8 protein-coding genes and 1 pseudogene are annotated in these 11,110 nt (G+C 64.9%); 6 read left to right on the top strand and 3 right to left on the bottom strand.

The window, feature by feature from the left end; genetic code table 11:
• Positions 1-22: 22 nt before the first annotated feature.
• Complete coding sequence (locus DH10_RS27840; RefSeq protein WP_246505915.1) at positions 23-1,447, bottom strand: esterase-like activity of phytase family protein; 1,425 nt, start codon at positions 1,445-1,447, stop codon at positions 23-25.
• 258 nt (positions 1,448-1,705) lie between these two features.
• Between DH10_RS27840 and DH10_RS27835 the strand changes: the two are divergent.
• Positions 1,706-2,013 (top strand): annotated as a pseudogene (locus DH10_RS27835) (ferritin family protein).
• A gap of 66 nt (positions 2,014-2,079) precedes the next feature.
• On the opposite strand, the gene DH10_RS27830 reads toward DH10_RS27835, so the two are convergent.
• Positions 2,080-3,105 (bottom strand): LacI family DNA-binding transcriptional regulator, encoded by a 1,026-nt coding sequence (locus DH10_RS27830; RefSeq protein WP_192245595.1) that lies wholly within the window; start codon positions 3,103-3,105, stop codon positions 2,080-2,082.
• A gap of 198 nt (positions 3,106-3,303) precedes the next feature.
• Here DH10_RS27830 and DH10_RS27825 point away from each other — a divergent pair, with 198 nt between their 5' ends.
• The 5 genes from DH10_RS27825 to DH10_RS27805 all read left to right on the top strand — a co-directional run bounded on the left by DH10_RS27825 (position 3,304) and on the right by DH10_RS27805 (position 8,285).
• Positions 3,304-4,335, top strand: coding sequence for a Gfo/Idh/MocA family protein (locus tag DH10_RS27825; RefSeq protein WP_192245593.1), 1,032 nt, complete (start codon positions 3,304-3,306; stop codon positions 4,333-4,335).
• Positions 4,332-5,240 (top strand): sugar phosphate isomerase/epimerase family protein, encoded by a 909-nt coding sequence (locus DH10_RS27820; protein ID WP_192245591.1) that lies wholly within the window; start codon positions 4,332-4,334, stop codon positions 5,238-5,240. The genes DH10_RS27825 and DH10_RS27820 overlap by 4 nt, the downstream gene beginning before the upstream one ends.
• A 101-nt stretch (positions 5,241-5,341) precedes the next feature.
• On the top strand, positions 5,342-6,355 hold the full coding sequence (locus DH10_RS27815; protein WP_192245589.1) for a substrate-binding domain-containing protein: 1,014 nt from the start codon (positions 5,342-5,344) through the stop codon (positions 6,353-6,355).
• An 86-nt stretch (positions 6,356-6,441) separates the two neighbouring features.
• On the top strand, positions 6,442-7,239 hold the full coding sequence (locus DH10_RS27810) for an ATP-binding cassette domain-containing protein (protein WP_192245587.1): 798 nt from the start codon (positions 6,442-6,444) through the stop codon (positions 7,237-7,239).
• A complete protein-coding gene (locus DH10_RS27805; RefSeq protein ID WP_192245585.1) occupies positions 7,236-8,285 on the top strand; it encodes an ABC transporter permease in 1,050 nt (349 codons plus the stop codon). Before DH10_RS27810 ends, DH10_RS27805 begins: the two co-directional genes overlap by 4 nt.
• A gap of 9 nt (positions 8,286-8,294) precedes the next feature.
• On the opposite strand, the gene DH10_RS27800 is transcribed toward DH10_RS27805, so the two are convergent.
• Positions 8,295-10,979: an ATP-dependent helicase gene (locus DH10_RS27800; protein WP_192385576.1), complete on the bottom strand. Its 2,685-nt coding sequence runs from the start codon at positions 10,977-10,979 to the stop codon at positions 8,295-8,297.
• Positions 10,980-11,110: the final 131 nt, after the last annotated feature.

Here is an 11,110-nt window from a genome sequence, read left to right as displayed (position 1 = left end):
TCTGGATCAATGAGTCCTGACCCTAGTTCTGGACGAGGCTGTTTCCAGCGAGGCCGGGCAGGGTGACCTGATAGACGAGGAAGGTGGTGTCGACATCGGCGCCGTCCTCGGCCTTGTACGGGGCGCCGACCTGGAAACCGTCCTGGGTGAGAAAATCGTTGTCGTTGGCGACGAACAGGAAATAGTCGTCGGGCAGCTTCGGATCGAGCACGCTCGCCAGCGACATCGCCTCCCACTTCTCCGAGAGGTTGTTCTTGTCGTTCGGCGCGCCATTGTGCAGGCCAAAGCGGCCGAGCTCGCCCTTGTCGTTAATGTCGATGAACGACGTCAGCTTGGCCAGAGTCACCGAGGGATCGAGCACGCCCTTCGGCGCAACCGGCTTGTCGGCGGCGTCGAAGGGACCGTTGGCAATGTCGGTGGCGCCGGTCAGGTCGACAATGTTGATCTTCCGGTAGAGCGACTCGTCGCCCTTCAGGCCCTGGCCGTTGCCGCTGTCACGCGCCAGCATCAGGAAGCTCTTGTCCGAGAGCGCTACGATCTCGCTCTGCGCGGCCACCTTGGTCTTCCCCTTGGCGTCCTTGAACACCGGCAGCGGCACGACATACTCATGCGCCAGCTTGAGGTGGGCGAGGTCGGAAGCGTTATAGACCAGCGCCCGGGTGTTCTGGCGCGTCGCGCCGGAATCGCCGCCGTCCTGACGGGGCGCCGACTGCAGCACGGCGATCAGGAACTTGCCGTCCGGCGTCATCGACATGCCTTCGAGGCCCTGGTTGTTCTGGCGCCCGCTCTCGGGATCCTTCGGATCGGGCTCGGCCGCGCCAGGTCCGGGATTGTCCGAGGCGAAGTTCGGCTTGCCGTGGCGCATCGGCACCAGGGCCGCCGGCGGCTGGGTGGCCGACATCAGACGGCCGTCGGCCGAGAAGCGATAGAGGTTGGGGCCATACTCGTCGGAGATGAACATGGTGCCGTCGGGCAGCCGCACAATCGCCTCGTCGTCCAGCGCCAGCTTGCCGTTGTCGGCCTGCGGCAGAATCGGCATGTCGCCGGCGGCGGGCCGCACGCCGTTGAGCGGGTCGAGGCTGGTGGTGTCGGCGCCCTTATCGTCGGTCAAGAGCATGGTGTCGGCGAGCATCGCCTTGACGCCCGATTGCTCCTGGCCCGCGGCAGGGGCGGCGCCGGGAGCGGTTGGGGTTAGTTCGATCGATATGGTGTTCAGGCGCGGCCGGTAATCGGTGGTGCCGACGACATTGTAGCCGCGATCGGGCAGCAGCCAGAGCGAGCCCTTGTAGGCGGCGCCGTCCCGCGCCCAGGACTTCGTGTCAATCGCCATGCCCGAGCCCGAGCCGAAGGTCTCGCCGAACTTGTCTTTCTGGCTGGCCGGAATGCGGCCGACGCCGACAAACCCTTTGTTGACATAGGCGACGCCGTCGGCGAGCGCCGGAGTCATGGCGGCGAACAGAGCGAGCGCAACGCCGAGCGAAACAGTTCGGTTCAGATGTTTCATGGAGATCCCCTTATGACAAAGCGGAGCGGGCGTCGCCAGCACCTCTCCGCCTAGCGGTCTAGGGCGCAAACATGATACTTGCGTGACAGCGTTGGCGTCCGTCGTGCGGCCGGAACCATGTCCGTCTTATTCCGTTGGAGCCGAGCCCTGATGCCGCTTCTCATTGACCGGTCAGGTCAGGGGACAGGAAGGGGACAAGAAATGGGTTTCGACCGGTATCATGAGCCGCCGGAAGAGCTGTCGCAAAAGGTGCGGACCTTTGCCCGCATGATCACCTCGCTGATCGAGGAGGCGGAGGCGATCAGCTGGTACGAACAGCGCATGTCGGTGGAAAAGGACGTCCAGGCCCGCGCTATCATGAAGAATGCGCAAGGCGAGGAGTTCAAGCATTTCGGCATGAATTCCTGCTGCGTCAGAAGGAGGACTGGCGCGCGGAGCTGAAGGAGATCCTGTTCACGTTAGGCGACATCGTCAAACGCGGCGAGGCAGGCGAGAAGAAAGCGGATTGAAGTCCACTCGGACGCAGCCAACATGGCCTGAACAGCAATCTACGGCGGCTCCCGCTTCCACCATCATCAATCGCTATCGCGCGCGATCAACTCCAGTGGCCAGACCTCGCGCATGATCCGCGTGCCTTCGGGGCCGGCGAAAGCTGGCAGGGATGCGAGCAGCATCTCGGCGAGCCTACGTCCCAGCGGCTCCAGCGCGGGGCGGAAGCCGGTCAGCGCCGGCGAGAAATAACGGCAGAGGGGGGTGTCGACGATGACGATAACCGCGATGTCGTGGCCGGGGCTGATGCCCATTTCGGCCAGCGCCTTGCAGCCGCCGAGAGCCATGGCGTCATTGTTGAAGATGATGGCCGTCGGCCTGTCCTTGGAAAGCATCACGCGTGGCGTCACCTGGTAGCCGCCGGCCTCGTTGATGAAGCCCTCCGCGATCAGGCCGGGGTCGACCTCGATGCCGTGCCGCCGCAAGGCCTTGCGATAACCGGTCATGAACAGGTGGCCGAAATTGAGATCGAGCGACGGGCGGATGGCGGCGATGCGGCGGTGGCCGCGTGAGACCAGCCGGTCGACGGCGTCGCTGCCCGCCTTCTCGAAATCGAGATCGAGGGAAGGGTAGGATTTGCCGCCGGAACGGCTGCGGCCGAGTGTGGCGAAGGGGAAGCCCCTCTCGGCGAGATACTCGATGCGCTCATCCTCGCGCCGCGTCCACGCCAGCACCACCGCATCGGCGCGGCGCGTCTCGACGACACGGCGCAGGCGCTCCTGCTGGTAGTCGCCCGGCGCGCCCATCACTACGATCAGGTCGAGGCCGCTCTCGGCGAGCCGCGCCTGCAGGCCGGTGAGGAACGGAATGAAGAAGGGCTCGCCATATTGCTGATCGCCCGGATGCGGCTGCAGCATGAAGGCGATCGAATGGGTGGCACCTTGTCTCAGGCTGCGGCCGGACTGGTTCGGTGCGTAGTTCAGCTTCTTGGCCGCCTCGAGCACGCGCTGGCGCGTGTCGGCATTGACGTCGGCGCGGCCGTTCAGCGCGCGCGACACGGTGCCGATCGAAATGTTCAGATGACGCGCAAGATCGTGAATACTGGACGCCAAGGACGGTTCTCCCACTGTCTTCGCTAGCATCGGCGGCCGCCGAGGCCAAGGCGGTCGACGGCGTTTTTTTGCAAACGGGCAATTGACATTCTACGCCTTCGGGTGTGTTGTCGTAAACGTTTACGGAAAAACGTTTACGGCGATGTCGTGAATGCCGTGGCGGTCGGCCGGGAGGGGGCTGATCGGGAGGAGCGCTGTATGATGGATGTCGTCCTTGTCGGGTGCGGAGCCATGAGCAGGGCCTGGCTCGATGCCGCAAGGCAGATGGACGGGTTGGCGATTGTCGGCCTTGTCGATCTCGACGCCGAACGCGCGCAGGCGAGGGCGCGTGAATACGACCTCACTAATGCTGTTATCGGCACCAGCGTTGACGGTGTTCTCGACCAGACAAAGCCCGACGCCGTGTTTGACGTGGTGGTTCCCGCCGCCCGGCGCGAAGTCGCCTTTTCCGCCTTCGCCCATAACTGCCACCTCTTGACTGAAAAGCCGCTGGCCGACAGTCCGGAAAATGCTCGCGCCATCATCGAGGCAGCGCGCCGGGCCGGACGCGTTCACGCCGTCGTTCAAAACCGACGCTATGTCGCCAATGTCAGGCGCATACGGCGGTTTCTCGATTCCGGCGCCATCGGCAAGCCGACCAGCATCCACGCCGACTTCTTTGTCGCGCCGCATTTCGGCGGTTTTCGCGAGGAGATGGCGCATGTGCTGCTACTCGACATGGCGATCCACACCTTCGACGCCGCCCGCTACATGGTCGCCGGCGAGCCGGCCAACGTCTATTGCCAGGAATGGGAGCCGGCCAATTCCTGGTACCGGCAAGGATCGTCGGCCAGCGCCGTCTTCGATTTCGGCGGCGGCAAGGTCTTCACCTATGCGGGCAGTTGGTGCGCTGCCGGCTTCCGCAGCAGCTGGGAAGGCAGCTGGCGCATCGTCGCCGAGCGCGGCAGCCTGCTCTGGGACGGCCATGACGGGCTGAAAGCCGAGGTGGTGCTGCCGGAGCGTGAAGGGCTGCTGGACAAGACGGGCCCGATGGAGGTGCCGCCGCTGGACCCGGCCGACCGCGTCGATGGCCATCTCGGCATCATCACCGATTTCCTGCACGCGATCGAAACCGGAACCGAACCGGAAACGCGCGGCAGCGACAACATCAAGAGCCTGGCCATGGTCTTCGGCGCGATCGAAAGCGCCGAGACCGGCCGCCGCGTGGCAATCGCACAGGAAACGCAATGATGCCGAACCCGCTTCTCGACATCAGGATCGGCACCATGGTGCGGGCCAATCTCGACGACCCGGCCGCCTATATCAGAAAGATCCTGCCGCTCGGCTTCGAGAGCATCCAGCCCTTCTTCTGGCAGACGCTGGGCGGCAAGGACCTAAAGCGCCTGGCGGGCGAAATCCGCGAGGCGATAGGCGATGCCGACGTGACGGTGTCGTCGATCGGTGTGTTCGGCAATCCGCTGGAGAGCGGCGAGATCGATCGCGGCGTGCTTGCGGCCTGGGAGACCGTCATCGACAATGCGCATCTGTTCGGCGCTTCCACGGTCAGCGGCTTCACCGGCCGCATCCGCGGCAAGCCGCTGACCGACAGCCTGCCACGCTTCCGCGAAGTCTGGGGGCCGCTGACCAAGCGCGCCGCCGACAAGGGTGTGCGCATCGCCTTCGAGAACTGCGCCATGGACGGCAACTGGGCGAGCGGCGACTGGAACATCGCCCATAATCCCGACGCCTGGGAGTTGATGTTCAACGAATTGCCAAACGACAATCTCGGCCTCGAATGGGAACCGTGCCACCAGCTCGTCTACCTGATCGACCCGATCCCGCAGATCCGCAAATGGGCGCCGCGCATCTTCCACGTCCACGGCAAGGACGCGACGGTGCGCTGGGACGTGATCCGCGAGCACGGCGTGTTCGGCCGCCTGCCATTCGTGCAGATGCGCACGCCCGGCTTCGGAGACAGCGACTGGACGCGGATGATCAGCGAGTTGCGGTTGGCGGGCTACAAGGGTGCCATCGACATCGAAGGCTGGCACGACCCGGTCTATCGCGGCGACCTCGAGATCACCGGCCAGGCGCGGGCGCTGGAATATCTGAAGCAATGTAGGGGAGGCGCCAGCTACCTGCCAAATCCGGTGTGAGGACCTGGCTGGCGAGAGGAGCCGGCCGACCGAGGACTGCGGCACCAAGCCGATCAATTCGAAAACCCTCTTCGCGAGGGATCAAAAAGGGAGGAACGTGCATGAGCATCACGACCAGAAGGACTGTTCTGCGCTCGACCGTCGTGGCGGCTGCTGCGGCGCTCTGCGCCTCGATCTTCACCTTGCCGGCGCAGGCGCTTGATGCCCAATGGTGCAAGGACGTCCACATCCGCTTCTTCGTCGGCGGCGCCGAGGGCGACGCCTTCGGCACCATCGTCTACAATGGCGCCAAGCAGGCGGCGGCCGATCTCGGGCCGAAAGTCGACTACATCTTCTCCCAGTGGGATGTCGAGAAGATGGTGCAGCAATTGCGCGAGGCGGTCGCGGTCAAGCCCCAGGGCATCGCCATGATGGGCCATCCGGGCGATGCCGCGATCATGCCGCTGGCCGAGCAGGCGCATAAGGACGGCATCAAGATGATGTATCAGAACGTACCGGTGCCGAAGGTGGTGGTGGCGTTCGGCGGTGGCTATGTCGGCGCGCAGCAGGAGCAGCAGGGCCGGGCGCTCGGCGCCGAGGCGTTCAAGCTCGCCAAGCTCAAGGCCGGCGACAAGGCGATCATGATCGGGCCGTTCGAGAACGAGAACCGCGGCGCCCGCGAGCGCGGCACGGTGGCGGCGCTGAAGGAGGCGGGCGTCGAGGTGATCCAGCTTTCCTCGCCGCCGAGCGGCGAATGGGCGTCAGACCCCAACCTCGCCATTCCGGTGATCACGGCAGCACTCCTCAACCACCCCGACGTCAAGGCGGTCGGCTATCCCGGCGGGCAGATGCTCGGCAATGTCGCCACCTATATGCAGGCGGCCGGCCGCAAGCCGGGCGACATCTTCAATTTCGGCTTCGATACCAGCCCGCAGATCGTCGAGGGTTTCAAGGGCGGCTGGGTGCAGCTCACGGCCGACCAGCAGCCGTTCCTGCAGGGCTATCTGCCGATCTTGAGCCTTTGCCAGCAAGTGGTGCTGGGTCTGGCGCCGATGAATGTCGATACCGGCGCCGGCTTCGTCACGCCGCAGAATTACGAGATCGTCGCCGAGCTGGCCAAGCAGGCGCTGCGTTGACCTCCCAGGCGGTCGGCCGGGATTAGGCCCGGCCGGCCGGATCGCCGGCAAGCGGCCGGCAGACAGACAATTCAAGCGGGGATCGCATGGGCGAACGCATCATCGAACTGCGCGACATCAAGAAGTCCTATGGCCAGGTCTATGCGCTGGGCGGGGTCAATCTCAGCGTCGATCGCGGCGAGGTGGTCGGCCTGATCGGCGACAACGGCGCCGGCAAGTCGACGCTGATCAAGATCCTGTCCGGCGTGGTCAAGCCGACCAGCGGCGAGATCCTCGTGCGGGGCAAGCCGGTGACCGGATGGAGTGCCGCCCGCTCGCGCGACGCCGGCATCGAGACGGTGTTCCAGGACCGAGCGCTCGCTGTCCAGCAGACGATCGTGCGCAACATCTTCATGGGCCGCGAGCTGACCGGCTTTCTCGGCTGGCTCAAGGTCGGCAAGGAGATCGAGGAAGCGAGTCGGCTGATGCGCGAGATCGGCTTCACCTCGAAAGTGTTCACCCCGCAGTCGATCGTCGGCCAGCTTTCGGGCGGCGAGCGCCAGGGCGTGGCGATCGCGCGCGCCATCTACAAGCAGGCGGAGCTGATCATCCTCGACGAGCCGACGACGGCGCTGTCGCTGACCGAGACCGCCAAGGTCTTCCATTTCGTGCGCCAGGTGCGGGCGAGCGGCCGCTCGATCCTGTTCATCGGCCACAACATCCACCATGTCTTCGACATCGCCGACCGTTTCGTGGTGCTCGATCGCGGCAAGGTGGCGCTCGCCGCCGACCGCAGCGAGGTCAAGTCGGCCGAAGACCTCATCAACTTCATGGAAGACGTCGCACACCCTGGCGGCTTGCCGGGGCTGCACGGAGCCGGGGAAGCGGAGCAGAGAGCGCGATGAGCAAGGCCATGGAACCCGATCTGCAGACTCCTCTCGGCAATCCGCGTGGCCAGGCCAGCGGAAAAGAATGGGCGCATCCGTCCGACAACTGGCTGCGCGGCTTCGTACTCGACAACCGCGCGGCCCTCGGCACGCTTGCTGTGTTCATCGTCATGATGGCGGTCTTCATGATCGCCAACCCGACCGTCTTCACCACCTGGTATCTCTATAGCTCCGTGCTCACCACGCTGCCCGTGGCGCTGTTCGTCGTCGTGCCGCTGGTCTTCGTCGTCACCTGCGGCGAGATCGATTTGTCGTTTCCAGCGACCATGGGCTTCGCCTCCTGGGTCTTCGCGCTGGTCGTGCAGGCCGGCTACGATCCGTTCCTCGGCATTCTCGCGGCGCTCGTCACCGGCACGCTGCTCGGCTTCCTGGTCGGGTCGCTGGTGGTCTATGGCGGGCTGTCGTCGCTGATTGCCACGCTCGGCATGAACTTCCTGTTGCGCGGCCTGATCCAGATCATCAACGAAGGCAAGTCGACGGCCCTCACCGGCCTCGCCGACAGCTCAGCCTATGCGATCTTCTCCAGCCAGATCTGGGGCATCCCGGTGCAGATCTTCTGGGCGATCGCCTTCGTCGTGTTTTCGGCGCTGCTCTACAACCGCCATCGCTTCGGCGCGCAGGTGAAGGTGGTCGGCGACAATCCGGACAGCGCCAAGCAGATGGGCATCGACGTCAAGCGCGTGCGGGTGAAAGTGTTCGTCTTCGTCGGCATCGGGGCTGCGATCGCCGGCACCTTCTCGGTGATGATCAACTTCACCTGGTGGCCGACGGCCGGCGACGGCTACCTTCTGCCGGTGCTGGCATCGGTGTTCGTCGGCGGCACGCCGACCTGGGGCGGCATCGGCACGGTGGTCGGCGGCGCGATCGGCGCGGTCACCGTCTCGTTCATCCAGACCGGCGTGGTGGCGGCGGGCCTGAGCGGATTCTATGTGCAGTTCTTCAACGGGCTGATCATCATCCTGTCGCTGCTCGGCCACAAATGGAACCAGGCACGCTATCGGTGAAAGGATTGCTCAAACCCCGGTGACGAAGCCGTCCAGCACGCGTTTCTGGCCGGCCTTGTCGAAATCGATGGTGAGCTTGTTGCCGTCGATCGCGGCAATGTTGCCGTTGCCGAATTTCTGGTGGAACACGCGGTCGCCGACGCTGAAGGCGGATGGCGTGTCGGCGACGGACTTGGCGACCAGCTCGCCCTCGATGGTGCGGCCCTTCACGGAAGTGCGGCCGGCGCCATAGCCGGAGTCGGTCTCGCCATAGCCGATGCGCTCGACCTGATGGCCGGAGCGGGTGCCCCAGTTGCGGTCGGTCGCCTCGGTACGGTTTGCTTGTGCGCGCTGCCAGCCGGGCGTCGCATAGGTGTTGGAGAAGCTGCCGGATTTCTCGGCGCCGATATTGTCGAAGCGCGAGGCGCCGTAGGGGTTCTGCCGCCGGCCGCCGCGGCTCGAGGCGAATGAGCCGCCGCCGTAAGGATTGCCGTAGCCGCCATAGGAATTGCCGCCGTCGGCGACATCGACATGGGTTTCCGGCAATTCATTGACGAAGCGCGACGGGATCGTCGACTGCCACAGGCCGTGGATCTGGCGGTTGGAAACGAACCAGATGTGCAGGTTTTTTTTCGCCCGCGTCAGGCCGACATAGGCAAGGCGACGCTCTTCCTCGAGGCCCGAGCGGCCGCCTTCGTCCAGCGCGCGCTGATGCGGGAACAGGCCTTCCTCCCAGCCGGGTAGGAACACGGTCTCGAACTCGAGGCCCTTAGCCGAATGCAGCGTCATGATGCTCACCGCATCTTGCGACTCGCCCTGCTCAGCCTCCATGACCAGCGCCACATGCTCGAGGAAGCCACGCAGCGACTCGTACTCCTCCATGGAGCGGATCAATTCCTTGAGGTTTTCCAACCGCCCGGGCGCTTCCGCCGAACGGTCGTTCTTCCACATGTCGGTGTAGCCGCTCTCCTCGAGGATGGTCTCGGCAAGCTCGGTGTGGGGCGTGGTTTCCAGCGCCTTCTGCCAGCGCTCGAAATTGGCCGCGACCTCGCGCAGCGCCGCGCGCGGCTTCGGCTTCAGCTCGTCGCTTTCGGCCAGCGTCGCGGCGGCCTCCAGCATCGGGATGCGCAATGTCCGCGCCGTGTCGTGGATCTGGCGGATGGTGGCTTCGCCCAGCCCGCGCTTCGGCACGTTGACGATGCGTTCGAAGGCGAGGTCGTCGCCGCTGTTGGCAACGACGCGGAAGAAGGCCAGCGCATCGCGGATTTCCAGCCGCTCGTAGAAACGCGGACCGCCGATGACGCGGTAGTTGAGGCCGAGCGTGATGAAGCGATCTTCGAAGGCGCGCATCTGGAAGGACGCGCGCACCAGGATCGCCATGTCGTTGAGATTGTGCTTCTGCCGCTGATAGGCCTCGATCGCGTCGCCGATGGCACGCGCCTCTTCCTCCGAGTCCCAGGCGGCATGGACATGCACCTTGTCGTCCTCGGGATCGTCGCGGTCGGTGAACAGCGTCTTGCCGAAGCGCCCCTCGTTGTGGGCGATAAGATGCGAGGCGGCGCCGAGAATATGCGCGGTTGAGCGGTAGTTGCGCTCCAGCCGGATGATGGTGGCGCCTGGGAAATCCTTGTCGAAGCGCAGGATGTTGTCGACCTCGGCGCCGCGCCAGCCGTAGATCGACTGGTCGTCATCGCCGACGCAGCAGATGTTTACGGGCGACGTGCGCGGATTTCCCTCCCTCTTGAGGGGAGGGTGGCCGGGCGAAGCCCGGTCGGGTGGGGTCCTAGCGGCAGTGCTCGACGCTTTGGTGGTGCCTTCTGCGGCGACCCCCTCCGTCCGCTTCGCGAACACCTCCCCCTCAAGGGGGGAGGAGGATTGCGGCCGCTGCGCCAGCAGTCGCAGCCACATGTACTGCGCGGTGTTGGTGTCCTGATACTCGTCGACCAGGATGTATTTGAACTTGCGGTGATAGTCCTTCAGCACGTCCGGATAGGCGCGGAAGATGCGGATCGGGTGATAGAGCAGATCGCCGAAGTCGCAGGAATTCAGCATCTGCAGCCGTTCCTGATAGGCCTTGTAGAGCTGGCGGCCCTTGCCGTTACCGAAGCTGCGCGCGTCGCCTTCCGGAATCTCGTCGGGCCCGAGGCCCTTGTTCTTCCAGTTGTCGATCATCTGGGCGAACTGCTTGGCCGGCCAGCGCTTGTCGTCCAGCCCCTCGGCCTGGATCAGCTGCTTGATCAGCCGCACCACGTCGTCGGTGTCGAGGATGGTGAAATCGGATTTCAGCCCGGCAAGCTCGGCGTGACGGCGCAGGAGCTTGACGCCGATCGAGTGGAAGGTGCCGAGCCAGGGCATGCCCTCGACATTGCCTTCGCCGATCAGCAGGCCGATGCGCTGCTTCATCTCGCGCGCGGCTTTGTTGGTGAAAGTGACGGCGAGAATCTGCGAGGGGAAGGCCCTGCCGGTGGCAAGGATGTGGGCGATGCGCGTGGTCAAGACCCGCGTCTTGCCGGTGCCGGCACCGGCCAGCACCAGCACCGGACCCTCCGTTGTTTCAACGGCTAGGCGCTGCTCCGGATTGAGGCCGTTGAGGTAGTCGGGCGCGCGGGTCTGCGCGCTGCGTGCGGCCATAGCGCGCGCGGCAATGCCGGACGGGGCCGCGGGCCGCGCATTCGGTTCGTCGAAGAAGGGCATGTCTTCCGAAAAGCCGGACATCGCCCCCGAATGTAGTGATTCGGCAGCGAAAGGCCAGAAGCGTCTACGTTTTGTTCCATTTTTGCGCTGCCCCGCTTGCTTGACAGGCGCTGCCGGTGAGGGAAAGGTGCCGGCAGGACAGGGGCGGCACG

It is taken from the genome of Mesorhizobium silamurunense, assembly GCF_014843825.1.
Lineage (GTDB): Bacteria > Pseudomonadota > Alphaproteobacteria > Rhizobiales > Rhizobiaceae > Mesorhizobium > Mesorhizobium silamurunense.
Note: the sequence above shows the minus strand (reverse complement) of the source record. Positions and strands in the feature narration are given on the sequence as shown.